This window comes from Stappia sp. TSB10GB4, from assembly GCF_900185745.1.
Lineage (GTDB): Bacteria > Pseudomonadota > Alphaproteobacteria > Rhizobiales > Stappiaceae > Stappia.
On the sequence record NZ_FYAV01000055.1, the window covers coordinates 74,980 to 94,197 of the forward strand.

The window sequence follows — 19,218 nt, forward strand, 5'->3', positions numbered from 1 at the left end:
GGCGCCAGCGACGGCGTGCCGGGTATACGGCGCTCGCCATCGGTGAAGCGCCACCACCCCTCCAGCAGGCCGAAGGTCACATGGGTGAACAGCGTCGCCCGGCTCGTCTCGTTGACCAGCAGCACGCCGCCCGGCGCCAGGGTCTCGCGCACGGTCTTGAGCGTGCGCACGATATCGGCGGTCGCGTGCAGGACATTGGCGGCGATGACGAGATCGTAGCGGCCGGGCTCGACGCCCTGCCCGGCAAGCGGCTTTTCGATATCCAGCAGCGCCGTCCTCAGGCCCGGCACCCGGCCCGCATAGCGGCGCTCGGCATGGATCAGGAAGGCGCGCGAGACGTCAGTGTAGCAATACTCAGTGATGCGACCGGCAAGCGGCGCGAGCGCTGCGAACACCGGCTCGCTGGTCCCGCCCGTCCCGGCGCCGATCTCCAGGATGCGCAAGGGGCGCTCCGGTCGGCTTGCGCCGACGTGTTTCGCGGCGGCCTTTGCGAGGGTCTCGCTGAAGCGCGCGGCAACCGCGTTCTGCTTGTAGACCGCCTCGACCAGCTCCAGCGACCCTTGCGGGAACAGCACGTCGGTTGCCTTGCTTGCCCCCGTCAGGATCTCCGGCAGGGCCGCGAGCGAGGCTTCGGCAAGGCGCATCTGGGCTGCGAGGCCGCCCGCCTCGCGGCAGGCGTGCCAGCGGGCCCAGGCGTCGTCCTCTGAGAGGGCGTCCACGCCGTCCCGCGCCAACAGATCGCGCGCCGCGCGATGCCAGCGGCGGAGGTCCTGCGTGACAGCTCCCTCCGGCACGCGGGCAAGCTGCGCCGCCAGCACGCAGGCGACATGCCGGTCGAGCCGGTCCTGCTCGGCCTCCAGCCGCGCGTCGCCCTGCGGGGCTGTGATGGCGCGCAGAAGGTCGGCCGACGCCAGCGCTTCGGCCTGCGGCAGCCAATAGCGATCCCGCGCGAAAGGATAGGTCGGCAGCGACACGATGGCCGGGCGGGTGCTGCGCGGCAGGCGCGCCCAGTCGATATCGATGCCCTCTGCCCACAGCGCCAGCAGCTTGTCGAGCCGCCCCTCCTGCCAGGCGCGCTCCGCGAGTTCCTGCAAAACGCCGTCGCCGCGCAGGGTCGCCAGCAGTCCGTCAGCGGCCTTCGCCTCGGCGGTATGGATGCCCGTTCCTGCCTTGCCCGCGAGCCAATCGCCCAGCCGCGCGACCAGCTCGTCGACGCTTTGCGCCTCGATGCCGAGACGATGGGCGAAGGCCTCGCGCCCGACCTGCAGCGTGTAGGCGACCGCGTCGAGCGGGAGGGCTGTCCTGCTCTCCGCCGAGAGCCCTTGCGCAGCCAGGGCTTCGGCCAGCGTCTCGATACTGGCGAACCGGTCGAGCGACGGCAGGCGCGCGGCGGGAAAGCGCTCTTCGAGCCGGTGCCGCAGCGCCAGCAGCTCCGGCCCCTCCAGCCCCAGAGCATCGAAGCTCTCGCCCGGGTCGATATCGGCCACCTCGACGCCGAGCACGGCGGCAAGATCGTTCGCGATGCCGGCCGCAACCGCCGGCGGGGCAGCAGGCGCGCCCGCCGCGGCACCGGAGCGCAGCGCCGCCACTAGGTTCTCCGCCTGCGCGCGCAACTGCTCCGGCGTGCGCGCCGACAGGACGATGGCCTGCGGTGCGGGTGCGGGCGCGGCGCTTGCAGGTTCGCCCCGCCAGTCCTCGACGATCACATGCGCATTGGCGCCGCCTGCCCCGAAGGAGGAAATGCCGGCGATGCGCGGTCTGTCCACGCGCCACTCCGCCGCCTGCCGCTGGAGCGCGAAGGGCGTCGCGGCAAGGTCGAGATTGGGGTTCGGCGTCTCCGCATGCAGCGTCGGCGCCAGCATGCCGTGGCGCATCTGCAGGATCACCTTGGTCAGACCGGCGATGCCGGCGGCCGCCTCAAGGTGCCCGATGGCGGACTTCACCGACCCCAGCGCGCAGAAGCCCGCCTCGGCTGTATCCGGGGCGAAGGCCTGGGTCAGGCCGTCGACCTCGATGGGATCTCCGAGCACCGTGCCGGTGCCATGCGCCTCGATGTAACCCACATCGCGCGCCGACAAGCCGGCCTGCTCGAGCGCGGCGCGCACCACGTCGCGCTGCGCCGCCGGGCTCGGCACCGTATAGCCGGTCGCACGCCCGCCGTGATTGATCGCGCTGCCGCGGATCACCGCATGGATGCGGTCGTCGTCGGCGAGCGCGCGCGACAGCGGCTTCAGCAGCACGCAGCCGACGCCTTCGCCGGGCACGAAGCCGTCGGCCGCTGCGCCGAAGCTGTGGCAGCGGCCGCTCGGGCTCAGCATGTGCGCGGCGCAGAGTTCGACATAGTTCGAGGGGTGCAGGTAGAGATTGACGCCGCCGGCCAGTGCCATGGCGCAATGTCCTGCGCGCAGTTGCTCGCAGGCCTCGTGGATCGCCGTCAGCGACGAGGAACACATGGTGTCGACCGGCAGACTAGGCCCCGCGAGGTCGAGTGCGTGCGAGACCCGGTTGGCGACGCTGGCGAAGAAGGTCGAGGGGCGCACCATCGCCCCGCCCTCGCCCCGGAACGGGCCGTGCAGCGCGTAGCCGGTCTTGGTCACGCCGGCGAAGACGCCGACATTGGCGCCTTCGCGTCCGCCGGCTACTTGCTTCAACCGCGCGCGGGTGTAGCCGGCATCCTCGCAGGCCGCCCAGGCGCACATCAGGAACAGGCGCTCCTGCGGATCCATCGCTGCCGCGTCCCTCGGCGAGATGCGGAAGAACAGCGGGTCGAACCCGGCGAAGTCCTGAAGGAACGCACCCCAGCGGGAATAGCTGCGGCTCGAGGCCACCGCCTCATCGACATCCGGCTCGAAAAAGCCCGCAAGGTCCCAGCGCTCGGCCGGGATCTCGCCGACCATGTCGCGGCCGTCCCGAAGGTTCTCCCAGAAGGCATCCAGCGTGTCGGCGCCGGGATAGCGACCGGCAAGGCCGATCACCGCAATCGGCTCGGCATGGGGTAGCGGCGCGGCGCGCGAGGGGGCAACCGCCGCCTGTGCCGGTGCCGCGATGGCGGGTGCAGGGGTGGCGCTATTGTCGCTCAGGCCTGTCCAGCGGCGGCAGGCGTCGGGCTGGCGCTCCGCGAGCCAACCGGCAATCGCGGCGAGCGTGCGATACTGGAAGAACAGGGTTTTCGGCAGCGCCTCGAAGATCCCGCCCAACTCGCTGTTGAGCCGGGTGATCACAAGAGAGTCGATGCCATAGTCCTCCAGCGGGGCCTGCGGATCGATCCGCCCGGCCGGATGGCCGCTGACCTTCGCGAACAGTTCGCCGAGCCGGGCGGTCGTGCGGGAGAGAAGCTGCGAGGACACGGCGCCGCCCCCTGTCACGGCCTTGGGCTCGCTCGGCAGGGTTTCGGGCGCCTCCTGCCGCGAGAAGAAGCGACGAGCGCGCAAACCATCGCCGGCAATGACAGCGGCTTGCGCATGGCCGGCGCCGAGAATGGCATGCAGCGCGGAAAGACCTGCCTCCGTTTCCATCGGCCGCTGGCCCATGCGCTCGAACAGCGCCGCCTGCACCTCGTCGCCGGCCGCCATGCCACCGTCCCGCCACAGCGGCCAGCCGATGGCGGTGATCCGGCCGCCAGACTGCCCGGCGAGCGCGTCGAGGAAACCGTTGGCGGCGGCATAATCCGCCTGCCCGGCATTGCCGAAGGCCCCGGCCAGCGAGGAAAACAGCACGAAGGCTTCGAGGTCCAGCCCGCTGCATGCCTCGCGCAGGGCCAACGCGCCCGTCACCTTTGGGGCGAGAACCTCGGCAAGGTCCGCATCCCGCTTCCAGGCGAGATGTCCGTCGCGGAGCGTGCCGGCGCAGTGCACCACCGCATCGAGCCTGCCATGCACCTCGATCACATGGGACACGAGACCTGCGACCGCATCGGCATCGCCCATGTCCACCTGCCGGTAACCGGCGACCGCACCCAGTGCACGGAGTTCGTCGAGGAACGCCTCTCGGGCGTCATCGAGTGGCCGGGAGCCGGTCAGCACGATCACGGAGCCCCTGGCCGTTTGCGCGATATCGCGCGCGACCAGCCGGCCGAGCCGCCCCATGCCGCCGGTGACCAGCGCCACGCCGCGCGGCCGCCAGGCGAATGGCGTTGCCGCCACCAGGTTCTCGCGCCAGCCCCGCACGAACCGCCGGCCGCTCGGATAGCGAATGCGCTCACCCGCCGGTGCTCCGGCCTCGGAGGCCAGCAAGCGGGCGGCATGATCGGGCGCGGCCCCTTCAGGAAGCTCGATGACCTGTCCGGCGACGCGAGCATCTTCCAGCGTTACGGTGTCGAGCATCGCGCCAAGGCCCGCAAGCAAGGCGCCGTCGCGCGTCGGCGAGAGCGCCAGTTGCACCAGCACCCTGCCCTCGCCCGGCTGCCTCACGAGATCGCGCAGCAGGCTCAGCAGATGTGTCGCCGCCTGGGCATAGCGCGTGGCGGGACTGCCCCTTCCCAATGGAAGCGTGACAAGTTCGCAGCCCGGACGCGCCTCGATATCGACGCCGCAGGCGACGACGATGCGCCGACCCGCAAAGCGTCCTGCCGGGGCGTCCTGCTCCCGCCATTCCGGCACGAAGATCAGCGTCTCGCTCACGGGCGTGCTGCCGGGAATCCAGTAGCGCGTTGCGGCGAAGCGGCGCGGCGGCAGCGGTGTGCGCCGCGGCTGACCGTCGGCCGCGTAGTCCTCAAGCACCACATGAGCATTGGTGCCGCCGAAGCCGAAGCTGCTGACGCCGGCCCGGCGCGGCAGCAGGGTGCCGGTATCGTCGCGGCGTCGGGGCCAGGCCTCGCGGGTGCGCACCAGACGGAACGGGCTGCCGGCCAGCTCCACATGCGGATTGATCTCGTCGCAGTGCAGCGTCGGCGGCACTTCGCCCCGTTGCATCGCCATCAGCACCTTGACGACACCGGCAAGCCCCGCCGCCGCTTCCAGATGGCCGATGGACGACTTGACCGTTCCGAGCCCGATATACGGCTGCGCGACGCTCTCGTGCCCGGTCAGGTTGGCGAATGCCCGCTTGAGGCCGTTGACCTCGACCGGGTCGCCGAGATGGGTGCCGGTCCCGTGCGCCTCGATATAGCCGATGCTGGCCGGGTCGATCCCGGCCAGCGCCTCCTCGACCAGCGCCGCCTGCGCCTTCGCATTGGGTGCGGTCAGGGCACCGGCGCGGCCGCCATGGTTCTGCGCCCCGCCGATGATCGTGCCGAGAATGCGGTCGCCGTCGCGCTCGGCATCCTTCAGCCGCTTGAGCATCAGCACCGCGACGCCCTCGCCGCGCGCATAGCCGTCCGCACCGGCGCCGAAGCTCTTGCAGCGCCCGTCCGGCGACAACATGCCCGCATTGTGCGGCCCCTCGAAGCCCTCCGCCGCCAGACAGAGATTGACGCCGCCGACGAGCGCGACGTCGCAGCGCCCGTCCTTCAGCGCCTGCGCGGCGCGCAGCAGGGCGACCAGCGAGCTGGAACAGGCCGTGTCGATGGCCTCGCTCGGACCATTGAGATCGAAGGCATGCGACACCCGATTGGCGACCATGGCGAGCGAGTTTCCGGTCGCGACATAGCCATCCGCCGCAACCCCATGGGCCGCCAGCAGGGCCGCATAGTCGAGGCTGGTGACGCCGACGAAGACGCCGGTCGCCTTCGGCAGGTCGGACGGCTCGATGCCGGCATGTTCGACCGCATGCCAGGCGGTCTCCAGCAGCAGCCGCTGCTGCGGGTCCATCCGCTCGGCCTCTGCCGGCGAGATGCGGACCGCCGCCGCATCGAAGCGGTCGATATCGGAGAGGAACCCGCCGCGCCGGGGGAACGATGCGGCCGCAACGCGGGTACGATAGGCCTCGCCATACCGCTCGAACGGCAGGTCACCCGTCAGGTCACGCCCGGCCAGCAGATTGTCGAAGAAGCTGTCGATATCCGGGCTGCCGGGGAAGCGGCCGGCCATGCCGACAATGGCGATGCGGCCGCCTGGCGCCTTCCCCGCAGGGCTGGCGACCGGCTGCGAGATGATCGGCGCTGGCGCTGCGGCCAAGGGCGCGGCGCGGACGGGCGTTGCGGGAGAGCCGTCCGTCGGCGCCCCGATCTCGTAGCGGCGCACCAGGTGCTCGGCCAGCGCCTCGACATGCTCGCATTCGAAGAAGATCGCCGGCGAGAGCTCGATGCCGAAAGCGGCGCCGATCTCGCCGGCATAGCGGGTCAGCGAGATGGAATCGAAGCCGAGATCGTGGAACGGCTCGCGCGGCCCGACATCGTCGGGGTTGAACTTCAGGATCGCAGCGGCGATCCGGCGAAGCTCGTGCGCAACCCGGTCCGCCGTCTCGCCGCTGCCCTGTGCAACGGCTTTTGCCGGCTGGAGATCTGAAACGGATGCCGCGACGAACTCAGCCACGGGAACGGCCGCAACGCCCTCGCAACGCGCGACGATGCCTCCCGCCGCATCCAGGAACGACAGGTCGTACGCGCCATCACTGCCCGGCTGGCAGAGCACGGCGGCAACGTCGCAGCTTGAGACCTCCGTGCGACTGATACCCGCCAGCGCCAAGGGTTCACCGCCGCCCGCCAGCAGTTCCAGCGCCTGCCAGGCGGCGCCGAGAGCGGTGGAGGGAAGGGCTAGGGTCTTGCGGAACCAGTCCTGCTGCGGCGCGTCCTCGCGCAGCACGCAAAGCAGGCCGCCATCGGCAAGGCGAAAGGCGCGCGCGATCCCCTCCAGATAGGGGCCGAAGCCGAGGCCAGTGCGGGCAAGCTCGCCATAGATCCGCGCGTGCTCCAGCACCTCGGTGCTGGCAGCCTTCAGTCTGTCGACATCGGTCCGTCCGGCGGGACCCGCAGCAGAGGATATGCGCGCCTCCAGCCAAGGCGTTTCGGCCTCCTCGCCACCCTGCGCCACGACACGCGCAAGGAACCCATCTCCCGCCGGCTCCAGCGTTAGGGTGAGGTGCTTGACCACAGGCCAGTCGGGCAGACCGAGAACCTGCAGACCTTCGACCGCAAGAGGACCGGCGAGCCCGGCGATCCGCGCCAGGGCCGCGACCGTCTCCACCGCCGCCATTGGCAACACGGTCTGCCGGCGGCCCTGCATGTGCACATAGTCCAGCAACTCGCCGAGATGGATGTCCGTCTCGTAGCGCAGGCCCGACAGGGTCGAGACATTGCGCCCGATGAAGGGATGCAGCTTCAACCGGGAGCCGAGCGGGTTGACCACCGAGGGCGCGTCCGGCTGCTCGGGATACCAGCAGCGGACCTTTTCGAACGGATAGGTCGGCAGCGGCACGCGGCGCGGCTCGCGGCCCTCCCAGAGCGCGAACCAGTCGATGGCCGCGCCATGCGTCCAGGCACGAGCCACCTGATCGAGGTCACGCGCGGCGAGGGCCTCCGCCAGTTGATCGCGGTCGTCGGATGGATCGACGTCGAGGATCGAACGGACATAGTGCCAGGCCTCGCTCACCCCCGGAGCTGCCGCGAAACCCGCAAGGCTTCGGCGCGCATCGGCCAGGTCGCTCCCCCCCAAGGCCAGCCGGCACGGCAGCTCGGTGCGCCCGACCTGCAGCGTGAAGGCAATGTCGGAGAGATCCGCCTCCGGATGCTGTTCCATCCAGGAAAGATGCCGCTGGACCAGCGCCACCAGCCGGTCCTGGTTCATCGCCGAGAAGACCAGCAGTTCCGGCCCACCCTGCCCGCTCGATCTGGGGCGCGGCCGATATTCCTCGATCAGGATATGCGAGTTCATGCCGCCCGCGCCGATGGAGGTCACACCGGCGCGGCGCGGCAGTTCGTGCCCATCCCGGCCGCGCGGCCGCAGCCAGGGCGCAAGCGTGCGCTGGACGCGGAAGGGCGAGGTCGCGAAGGGAATGTCGGGGTTCAGCGTCTCGGCATGCAGCGAGGGCGCCAACATGCCCTTGTCCAACTGGGCCACCACCTTGGCGATGCCGGCAAGGCCGGAGGCCCCGAGCAGATGGCCGACATTGCTCTTCACGGTACCGATGGGACAGGCGCCGACCGCATCGGTGTGCTTGCGGAAGGCCTGTGTCAGCGCCTTCACCTCGATGGGATCGCCGAGCGCCGTGCCCGATCCGTGCCCCTCGATATAGCTCACGGTGTCGGCGGTGATGCCGGCATCGTCGAGTGCCCGCTCGATCGCCACCGCCTGCTGGTGCGGGTTCGGCACGGTGAAGCCATTGCGCACGCCGGCATTGCTGATGCCGGTGCCGATGATGACGCCGTGGATATGGTCGCCGTCGCGCTCGGCATCGCAGAGCCGCTTCAGCACCAGCGCGCCGACCCCCTCTCCGAGGATCGTGCCTTCGGCACCAAGGCCATAGCCGCGGATCACATCGGCCGATTTGGTGGTGAAATGCTCCTGCGAGGTGGCGATGAGCTTTTGCGGGTGCAGCAGCAGGCTGACGCCGCCGGCAAGTGCCATCTCGCAGCGGCCCGCACGCAGCATGTGCACCGCCTCGTGCACACAGGTCGAGGCGGCCGAGCACATGGTGTCGAGGAAGTAGGACGGGCCGGTGAAGCCGTAATAATAGGACACCATATTGGGCACGGTGCCGGTATAGCTGCCGCTGGCGGGCGAGCCGCGCATCAGCATGTTCTGGAAGCCGTAGAGATCGTATTCGTTGGTCATCGACCCGACGATGACCGCGACGTCGCCGGCGTAGCGCCGCTGCAGCGTCTCGCGCGAATAGCCGGCATTCTCGAACGCCTCGACGCTCGCCTGCAGGAACAGGCGCACCTCCGGCGACATCAGCTCCGCTTCGGTCTGGGAAATGCGGAAATAGCGCGGATCGAACCGGTCGATATCGTCGAGGAAGCACCCCGTGCGCACCACGGTCTTGCCGAGAACGTCGCGCTCGGGATGCAGCAGGGCCGCGTGGTTCCAGCGCTCCTGCGGATAGGACCGGAACCCGTGGATGCCACCCGCCAGCATCTCCCAGAACTCGTCCTGCGTCGCCGCGCCGGAGACATGCAGCGACAGGCCGACGATGGCGATGGCATGGCTGTCGGTCTCGGGGTTGGGCTGCGAGACGCTCGGGCCAGGGTCCGCGCGCGCGGGGATCGTCTCGGCGGGAGCCGTCTTCTGCGGTGGAACAGCCTCGCCCAGTCCGTCCTCGGCAAGGGCGGCGGCCAGCGCATTCCGGTGGTTCTCGACGAGATGGCCGGCCACCCCCTCCAGGTCGACATATTCGAAGAACAGGGTCTTCGACAGCGGGCCGAGCCGCTCCTCCAGACGGTTCGTCGTCTCGACGATGGAGATCGAGTCGAGGCCGTATTCTTCGAGCTTGCGGTTGAGGCGGATGCGCGCAGGATCGAGCTCCAGGACATCGGCGAGGATATCGCGCACGAACAGCGCGCCCTGTCGGGCAAGCGCGCCATCATCCGGCGCAGCCACGCCTTTCGGCGCTACGGCCCTATCGTCGCTCGGGGCCGCTCTCTCCCGCTCGGCGAGAAACGCCCCGATCCGAGCCGTGTCGCCATAGAGCACGGTGGCGCATGGCGCCTGCCCGGCGACAAGCAGCCGCTCCAGAGCGGCAAGGCCGGCCGCGCTCGGCAGCGGCACCGTGCCGAAGCGCCGTTCCATCGCCTCCAGCGTCGGCCTGTCGACGCTCATGCCGCCCTCGGCCCAGAGCGGCCAGGCAACGGCGAGCGTCCGCCCCCGCCGCTCTCCGCGCGCGACCATCTCCGCGCGCTCGATAGCGAAGCCGTCGAGGAAGCCGTTGGCGCCGGCATAGGCCGCCTGTCCGGCATTGCCGAACCGGGCCGCGACCGACGAAAACAGCACCAGGAAGTCGAGCGGCGCTGTGCGCGTTGCCCGGTCGAGGTGGAGCGTGCCGGCGAGCTTCGGCGCGAAGACAGGCGCGAAATCCCGTCCCGCCTGCGTCAGGATATAGCCGTCGTCGAGCAGGCCCGCCGCATGGACGACGCCCTTGAGCGGGCCGATCTCGCGCGCAATCCGCTGCGCCAGGTCCTCGACCGCCGACGCATCGCCCATGTCGCAGACGGCATAGGTGACGCTCGCGCCGTCCGCGCGCAGCGCCTCGAAACGGCTGTTCTCCTGCGCGCTGCGACCGCTGAGGACGATGTTGCGTGCGCCGCGCGCCGCCAGCCAGCCGGCCAGGATCAGCCCGAGACTGCCGGCGCCGCCGGTGATCCAGTAGGCGCCCGCCGGATCGAGTTGCATCTCTTGCGGCGAGGCGGAGAGGTCCACCGGATCGATGCGCAGCGCCTCGCGCGTGCCGTCGGCGCGGTGGCGCAGTTCGGTGAAGGTGTCGGCAGCCCCGACTTCCTGCCGCAGGATCCCGGCGAGCCGTCCTGTGTCCGCCGGGCCTTCGATCCGCACCAGCGCGCCGGAGATCTTCGGGTTCTCGGTCGCGGCCGTGCGCAGGAGCGCCGCAAGCGGCGTGGTGACCGACTGGGGCAGGCTCTCCGGCGCCAGCACGAGGAAATGCCGGGGGCGGCGCGGCTTCTCCCGCATCGTCTCGACGATCCGCGCATGCAGGGCGTTGAAGAGCCCGGCCGCCGCAGCCGCCGGATCGCCCTCCGGACCAGCGGCAAGCACGCTGACGCTCTGCCCACTCGCCTCCGACAGATTTCTGGCGAAGTTCGCCGCCGCAAAGCCCGCCAGCAGCACGGAGACATCCCGCCCGGCGGCGTTGCCGATGCCTGCCGGCGCGGGTCGCCAATGGCTCTCGGCCAGTACCAGCGGCAGTTCGTCGGCGACCTCATCCCCGGATGCCTCCGTCGGCACCTCTTCGGAAGCGACGATGCGCAGAGCCAGGTCCTCGAAGGCGACACGCAGGTTGCCGTCCCGGTCCAGCATGTGGATGTCGAGATGGCGCACGGCAGCCGTCGCACGCGCCGTTCCCCGCTCGGTGACGAGCGCCCACATCATCGGCTCGCAGGCCCCGTGCACCACCACCCGGCGGCAGGCAAACGGCACGGCCGCGCCGGACGGACCCGCCTCGTCCAGCGCGATCCAGGCCTGGATCGCGGCATCCAGCATCACCGGATGCAGCGGCAAGGCGGCCAGCGTCGGATGCAACCGCCGCGGCAGCTTCAACTGCGCCAGAACGCGGCCCCCGCCCCGGCCGACCCGCGCAAGCGCCCGAAAGGCGGGGCCATGATCGACGCCGCTGGCCTGCAGGCGCTCATAGCAGAGCGCCACCGGCACCTCCTCGCGCAACTCGGCCTGAAGGTCCGACAGCACTGGCACGGACGGCGACGCTTCCACCACCGGCGAGAGGGTGCCGCGCACATTCGCGCCCTGCCCACCGGGGTCGCGGATCTCGAAGCCGATGCTGCGATCCGCCTGCCGCGTCAGATGCGTCTCGACCGTCACCGGCGTCTCGCGCGCCGCGATCGGCCGCGACCAGACCACATCCTCCAGCGCAAAGGTGCCGCCGAGCTCCGCGCCGGCAAGATCGGCAGCGGCACGCGCCAGTTCCAACGCCGCAACACCCGGCAGGATCTGGCGACCGCGCACCCTGTGCTCGGCCCAGAAGAGTTCGGGCCCACGCAAGCTGCTTTCGAAGACCGGCCCGGCAAAGCCGGAGATATTCCGCCGGATCATCGGATGCGGCGCCGGCCGGTCGTCCTTCACACCGAGCGACTCGTCCATCCAGTGCCGCTCGCGCGCGAAAGGATAGAGCGGTGCGCGCACCCGCCTGCCCTTGGGCAGGCCGGCGGTCGTCCACTCGATTGTCTCCCCTGCGGCCCAGCGCGCGGCGAGGTCGACCAAGACACCGCCGTCCGCGCTCGCCTCCGCATCGACCACCGCCGGATGGGCGATACCGCCGAGACGGGCGCGAAGGGCATCCGCCAGTTCCCGCCGGTCGCGGACGAGAAAAGCGACACGGGCCTCGAGCGGATCCCGCCCGATCCGCAGCGTATGGGCAAGATCGGCAAGCGCCGGCGCATCAGGTGCCTCTACGGCCTCCAGCAATTCGCCGAGAAGCGCCTGCAAGCGCTCCTCATCCGCAGCCGACAGCGGCACGAGGTGCACCTGCCCGTCGCCTGCTGCGGGCGCGGCCTCCACCTTGGGTGCTTCCTCGATCAGCACATGCGCGTTGCTGCCGCCGAAACCGAAGGAACTGACGCAGGCGCGCCGGGGCGCACCGTCGATGCGCGGCCAGGGGCTTGCCTCCGTCTGGATGCGGAAGGGCGTGCCGGCCAGATCGATCAGCCGGTTCTGCGCGGTGAAACCGACATTGCCGGGCAGGTCCTCGCGGGCCAGCGCGATCAGCACCTTGACGATGCCGGCAACGCCCGCCGCGCCTTCCAGATGGCCGATATTGGTCTTGACCGAGCCGATGCCGCAACTCGCCGCGCGCGGGGTGGTGCCCGCCTCGGCATGCAGGGCGGCAAAGGCCTCCTTCAGGCCGGAAATCTCGATCGGATCGCCCAGCGGCGTGCCCGGCCCGTGCGCCTCGACATAGGACACGCTGTCCGGCGCAACGCCCGCCTCGCGGTGCACCGCCTTGATCAGCGCGGCCTGCGCTCTCGGATTGGTAACGGTGAGCGAGTTCGTCCGCCCGCCATGATTGACGCCGATGCCGCGAATGACCGCGTGGATCGGATCGCCGTCGGCGAGCGCCTGCTCCAGCGGCTTCAGCAGCAGCACGGCGCCGCCCTCGCCCCGGACATAGCCGTCGGCGGCATCGTCGAAGGCATTGCTGCGGCCCGTCTTCGACAGCATGCCGGCCTTGGAGAAAGCGACGAAATGGTTGGGCGACCAGATCAGGTTGACCCCGCCAGCCAGCGCCATGTCGCATTCGCCGCCCTGCAGCGCCCGCACCGCCTCGTAAATCGAGGTCATCGACGCGGCGCAGGCCGTGTCGTTGGTGATGCTCGGCCCCTGCAGGTCGAAGAAATGCGAGACCCGGTTGGCGATGATGGAAAAGGCGATGCCGGTCGGCAGATAGGCGTCGACATGCGGCAGATGCTTTTCCAGCAGTTCCGCATAGTCCCAATGGCAGACGCCCATGTAGACGCCGGTGCGGCTGCCGGCGAGGTCCGAGGCGCGGTAGCCGGCATCCTCGATCGCGTGCCAGGCCATCTCCAGCGTGAAGCGCTGCTGCGGGTCCATCCAGGCAGCCTCGCGCGGCGAAATGCCGAAGAAGGAGGCGTCGAAGCAGTCGGCATCCTCGACGAAGCCGCCCCAGATGCTGCTGGTCCTGTTGCCGCGCGCCGGATCGCCCAGCAACTCTTCCGCATTCCAGCGGCTCGCCGGCACCTGCGAGATCAGCGAGCGGCCGACGGCAAGATGCGCGCCGAACGTCGCGAGGCGATCCGCGCCCGGAAGCCGCAGCCCGACGCCGATGATCGCAACCGGTGCCTTTCCCCCCTCACGGCTCATCGGCTGCCACCTCCTCCGCCGATCATCACCGAAAGCCGGCGGCCGAGCACGTCGGCCGCGCCCTCCAGCAGCCGGGCGGCGATGACATCGGCATGGCGGGCGCGCCAGGGGGCGAGGTCGCTGCCTTCGACCCACTGGTTGAAGGCGCCCTGCGCCGGGCCGCAATGCACCTGGAAGTCGACCTTGTGGTCGAGATCGCCGGCAAGCGCCCAGGTGGTCGTGTCCTTGAAATAGCGGCGGAAGACGAGGCCCATGCGGTGGCGGGGCGAGCGCTCCGCGCGTTCGATCTCCGCTGCCGGATAGCTCTTCGCCACATCGCGGAACACCTCGTCGAAGCTGCGGCGGAAATAGCGTTCCTCGATCTGCTGGCGCAGCTTCGGGTCGATCTCGTCGAGGCTCTCGTGCTGGCGGTAGAGCGAGACCAGCTTCTCGGCGCGCGCGGGGAAGAACAGCCCCTTCTTCAGCACCTGCACCTTGGCGCCCAGCTCGAACATCTCGCCCGACGGCGCATAGGCCGTGTCATGGACGTTGATGCCTTCCAGCAGGTCCTTGACCGCCTCGCTGGTCCCGGCCTCCACCGTGCACTGGTTGACGGAGCCGGTGACGATGAAGTCGGCGCCCAGCATGAAGACGGCGGCCGCCGCCTCCGGGGTGCCGATGCCGCCGCCCGAGCCGACGAAGATCGGGCCGAATTTCGCAAAGCGCGCCTGCGCCTCGTCCCGCACCTTGAGCACCGCCGGGATCAGCGCGAAGGGCATGCCCTGGTCGGTATGGCCGCCGGAATCCGCCTCGACGCAGATGGCATCGGCCATCGGCACCTGGCGCAGCAGGTTGGCCTCGTCGGCAGTGATCGCACCGCTTGCGAGCAGCTTGCCCAGCAGGCGCTCGGGCGCGGGCGCGAGAAACTGCGCGGCAACGTCCGGCCGCGACACCTTGGCGATGATGCGGTTGCGCGCGGCGATCCGCCCGCCGCCCTCGTCCTTGAGTCCGGCGGCGCGGTAGCGCACCAGCGCCGGCGTCACTTCCATGAAGGCGGACGCCTCGATGATGCCGACGCCATGCCGGATCAGCAGATCGGTAAGCTCGTCCTCCAGATGTGGCCGATTCACATGGGCGATGAAATTGATGCCGTAGGGCGCCCCTTCGGGAAGCTCGTCGCGCAGGCGCAGGATCGCGCGCTCCACCTCGGCCATCGGCAGGCCGCCCGCCCCGAAGAAGCCGAGCAACCCGGCCCGGGCCATACGCTCAACCAGCTCGACCGAGGCAATGCCCTGGTACATCGCACCAGCGACGTACGGATAGTCGAGCCCGAAGGCCTCGCAGAAGGCGCGCGAGCCGAGGTTTTCCGGGCGAAAGCGGAACGAGGCATGGCCGTTGAGCTGGGGCGCAGGGTTTTCGTCCGGCGCCTCGCGGGCGGGTTGGGGCTCCGGCTCGGCGATCCTCGCGGCTGTGGCGGCCTCCGCCTCCTCGCGCGCCAGCATCCCGGCATCGAGCGGCCCGGCCTCCAGTTCCGTGCGCTTCACCATCGGCTTGACGACGGCGCTGCCGGCCGGCCCCAGCTCGGTGACATCGGCGAAGGTGACGCCCTTGGCCAGCAGATAGCGGATGCTCTCGGCCCAGCGCACCGGCGCGGTGATCTGCTCGACCATCCGCTCGCGCAGCCGGCCCGCCTCGTGCGGCCGTGCCGTCACGTTGGAGATGACCGGGATTTCGGGCGCGTTGAAGGCCAGGCCCGCGATGTGCTCGGCGAACGCTGTACGCGCGGCCTCCATATAGGGCGTGTGGAAGGCGCCGCTCACCGGCAGCACGACATAATGGCTGGCGCCGGCCTCGCGGAACATCGGCTCGGCGGCAACCACCGCGTCCCGCCGGCCGGACACCACGATCTGCCGGGGCGTGTTGTAATTGGCGGCAAAAACGTCGCTCAGGCCGTGGCGCTCGATCACCACCGCGATGCCGTCGGCATCGAGACCAATGACGGCGGCCATGCCGCCGCCGCTCGCCTCGCCCATCAGCGCGCCGCGCCGCGCCACCATCTTCAGGCCGCTGGCAAAATCCACAGCGCCTGCGGCAAACAGGGCGACATATTCGGACACGCTATGACCGAGGACATAGTCCGGCCGCTCGCCGCTCTCGCGGACATGGCGAAGATAGGTCAACGCATTGACCACATAGAGCGCCGGCTGGGTGAACTCGGTCCGGGTCAGCCGCTCCATCGGCCCCTCCAGACAGAGCTGTGCGACCGAGTATCCAAGGACAGCGTCCGCCTCGGCAACGAGCTGCGGGAAGGCCGCAAACAGGCCCTCGCCCATGCCGACGCGCTGCGCGCCCTGCCCTGGAAACATGAAGGCCTTCATTGCTCCTCCAACTCGGCCTTGTCCTTCACCCATTCGATCTGACCAAGGTCCATCCGGATGACCCGGTCGGCCACGCCCCAATATCGCTCATCGTGTGTTGCCGCGATGACAAGTTTTCCTGACGCTTTGAGTTTCGGGATAAACGTCTCGTAAAAATATTCGCGAAAATGAATATCCTGTTCCGCCGACCACTCGTCGAAGACATAGATCGGCCGGTCCTCCAGAACAGCGGCGATCAGCGCCAGACGCTTGCGCTGCCCCGTCGACAGGTGAAGCTGCGAGAAGCGACCGTCGGTGAAGCGGACCTTACCGGCAAGCCCCATCTCGTCGATCAGCGCGTTGACGCGGTCCGGATCGATCCGCTCCAGCCCATACAGCCGGTCGAACAGGTGGAAATCGACGAAGATCGCCGAGAACAGCTCCCGATAGCCGCCAAGCTCGGCGCCTTCGACCGCATGCCCGTCCACGTCGATGCGCCCGCTCGCCAGCGGATAGAGGCCGCACATCATCCTCAGCGCGGTCGACTTGCCGCTGCCATTGCCCCCGACCAGGAACACCACCTCGCCCCGCGACAGGGTGAGCGACAGCGGCCCGACATGATAGCCGACGCCTTGCTGCGCCGGATAGCTGAAGCCGATCTCGCGGAAGTCGATTTCCTTGAAGGACCGGAAGGCGTGGGCGTGTTGCCGTGCCTCATCCGTCGAAATGCCCTTGGCGGCGGCGAGTTCGCGCTCCACCGTCAGGATCGACTGCAGGCCGAATTCGGCGCGCACGAACATCGGCGATTGCGCCACCGTCTTGGTCAGCGTGCCGAGGCAGAACAGCAGCACCGGCACGAGCTGGAACACAATCACCGTATGCCCGGACACGAAGGCGGGAAAGCCGAAGGCGACGACGCCGAGCAGCGCGAAGGTGACCAGGCTGCCGAGCAGGATCAGCGATACCCAGTGGTCGATGGTGCGCACCAGCATCACCTCGAGCACGTTCGACCGCTTGCGATAGGCGTTGGACACCGCCTCGCTGCGGCGGGCGTTGAGGCGCAGTTCCTTGCTACCGTGGATGATGTCGGCAATGGCGTCGAGCATCTGCGCCTGCAGCGTCTCGACAAGGCCGAGAATCCGGCGGAAGCGGTTGTTGATCGCCTTGTAGCCGTAGACGCCGCCCATGACCGCCAGCGCGAAACACAGGAAGGCTGCCGGCGACAGGTAGAGCAGGTAGAGCAGCGCCACCGCCAGCAGCACCACCTGCTGAACCGCGTCCATCACCAGCGGGAAGGTCACCGAGAGGTGGTTGGTCTCCTTGGCGACAAGCCCGTAGAGCCGCCCGCGGCCGATGCGATCGACGGCGAGCAGTTCCGACTGGCGCAGCTTTTCCGCCAGTTGCAGCCGCAGATCGTTGAGGCGCTCCTCGATCAGCGTCGTCGCCCGCACCAGCGCCAACTGGTTGGCGAGGTAGTAGACCAGGAACGCGACGCCGAAGGCCGCCCAGACGATCAGGCCGGGGTGCTCCGCCCGGGCGACCCGCTCCGCCACCGTGGTGATCACCACGACCAGCACCGCGTTGGCGATGCCGGCCAGCAGGCTGAGGGCGAACATCATCTGAAGCTTGCGGCGGCCGGCGCCGCGGACAAAGGCGACGAGTTCCATGCTCATGCCTCCCCTGCCGATTCGGCAAGGCGGCCGAGATCGAGTTCCAGCCGTCGGTCACAGCAGGACCAGAAGCGGTCGTCATGGGTCACCGCCACCACCGTCTTGCCGCGCGCTTTCAGATCGGGCAGCAGTTCGGTGTAGAACACCTCCCGGAAATGCGCGTCCTGGTCGGCCGCCCATTCGTCGAACAGATAGACCTCGCGATCCTCCAGCAACGCTACGATCATCGCCAGCCGCTTGCGCTGGCCGGTCGAAAGATCCGTGGTGGAAAAGCGCCCGTCCTCGAACCGCACCTTGTCGCCGAGTTCCATGCGGGCGATCAGCCGCTCCACCTCGCGCGGTTTGATGGTCTCCAGCCCGTAGAGCCGGTCGAAGAGATGGAAATCGGTGAAGATGGCAGAGAAGAGCTCCCGGTAGTCGCGCCGGGTCTCCGCCGTCACCGGCGCGCCGTCGCAGGCGATCTCGCCGCCGTCCGGCGCATAGAGCCCGCACAGGAGCTTGAGCGCCGTCGACTTGCCGCTGCCATTGCCGCCGGTGAGGAACAGGATCTCGCCGCGCTTCAGCGTCAGGTCCCAGGGTCCGGCGGCGAACAGGGCGACCCCTTCCGCATCCCGGTAGCTGAAGGTGACGCCGCGCATCTCGATGGTCCGGAACGAGCGATAGCGCGAGGGCGCCCGCACCGCTCCGCGCGGCTCCGGCGTCAGGCCCGCATCGAGGCGCCGTTCGAGGGCGTAGACATGGGCAAGGCCCGCCTCGGCACGGGCGATCAGGCGCGCAACGGAGGTGATCGCCGCGATCGGCCCGAGGGCGAAGACGGTCGCGGCGGTGATCTTGTAGATCGTGTCCGTGTAGCCCTGGAAGAACACAGGCAGCACCAGCACGACGACGCCGACCAGCAGGAAAATGAAGGCATTGGCGAATTGCAGCAGGCTGACCCAGCGGTCGCCGAGCCCGACCACCACCTGCCGCAGCCGCGCGGTGACGTCCGCGAAATGCGCCTGCAGCGCGTCGTTCTTGTCGGCGTTGAGCCGGATTTCCTGAAATCCGAGTGTGAAATGCGACAGGCTGTCGAGCATCTCGGCTTCCCGGTGATGCACCTCGGCCAGCGCTCCGGTCAGCGCGCTCTGCCGCCGCCAGAAGAGATAGAGGCCACCGGCGAGGAAGACCGTCACCACCAGGAAGGAAATCGGCGACAGCAGCGCCACATAGAGCAGCAGGAAGGCGAGCAGGAAGGCGTTCTGCCCCGCGCCGATCAGCAGCGGCAGGGTCTGCGACAGATGGTCGGTCTCCTGCGATACGGTGACGAAGACGTCGCCATGGCCCAGCCGTTCCAGCGTCCGCAGGTCGACGCGGCGGATCTTGCTGACGATGCGCCGGCGGGTCGCTTCCAGCCGCGATTGCACGAAACGGTTGGCCTCATGCAGCGAGGCCCGGCTCGACAGCAGCACGAAGGCAAGCGTCGCCAGATAGATCAGCAGCAGTTGGGTGCCGATCGGCTCGGCGAGTACGGCCTTTTCAGCCGCCTCGTTGATCAGCCCGACCAGGCCGGCATTGCCGAGCCCGGCAAGGCTGGTGATCAGCAGGATCGACCGGCGGTTCACCGGCGGGCCGGTTCTGAGCAGCCGCAAGATGTTCATACTGATCGAACCACGGTGAATGCCCCTGTGCCAATGCCGTGCGATCCGCGCCCAAGCGCCCCCGGCGCTCCGGCGGCAACCTGTTCACCGGTCTGATTTCGCTGGTCTTTCGCTGTCGTCGGGTGGCAACGGCCGCCTCCCGAAATGCTATTCAGCGAGCCTTCCGGTTGCAAGTGCGCGCCTTGTCGTGGCGTCCGGG

General features: G+C 69.3%; 4 protein-coding genes (1 of these 4 only partly in view). All 4 read right to left on the reverse strand.

Going from position 1 to position 19,218, the window contains the following annotated elements:
- Tightly spaced (each overlapping or abutting the next), the 4 genes in view from TSB10GB4_RS15165 to TSB10GB4_RS15180 form a layout consistent with a single transcriptional unit that may run on beyond the window.
- On the reverse strand, positions 1–13,376 hold the 5' portion of the coding sequence (locus TSB10GB4_RS15165) for an SDR family NAD(P)-dependent oxidoreductase (protein ID WP_186396395.1). 7,297 nt of this gene lie to the left of the window's left edge; 13,376 of the gene's 20,673 nt are visible here — the first part of the coding sequence; it begins with the start codon at positions 13,374–13,376; its stop codon lies beyond the left edge, outside the window.
- Positions 13,373–15,733, reverse strand: coding sequence for an ACP S-malonyltransferase (fabD, locus tag TSB10GB4_RS15170; RefSeq protein WP_186396396.1), 2,361 nt, complete (start codon positions 15,731–15,733; stop codon positions 13,373–13,375). Before fabD ends, TSB10GB4_RS15165 begins: the two co-directional genes overlap by 4 nt.
- Positions 15,730–17,385 carry a cyclic peptide export ABC transporter gene (locus TSB10GB4_RS15175; RefSeq protein WP_186396397.1) on the reverse strand — a complete coding sequence of 552 codons (1,656 nt, stop codon included), beginning with the start codon at positions 17,383–17,385 and terminating at the stop codon, positions 15,730–15,732. The genes fabD and TSB10GB4_RS15175 overlap by 4 nt, the downstream gene beginning before the upstream one ends.
- Entirely contained in the window at positions 17,382–19,019 is a 1,638-nt protein-coding gene (locus TSB10GB4_RS15180; protein WP_186396398.1) for a cyclic peptide export ABC transporter, read from the reverse strand. The genes TSB10GB4_RS15175 and TSB10GB4_RS15180 overlap by 4 nt, the downstream gene beginning before the upstream one ends.
- Positions 19,020–19,218 lie beyond the last annotated feature (199 nt).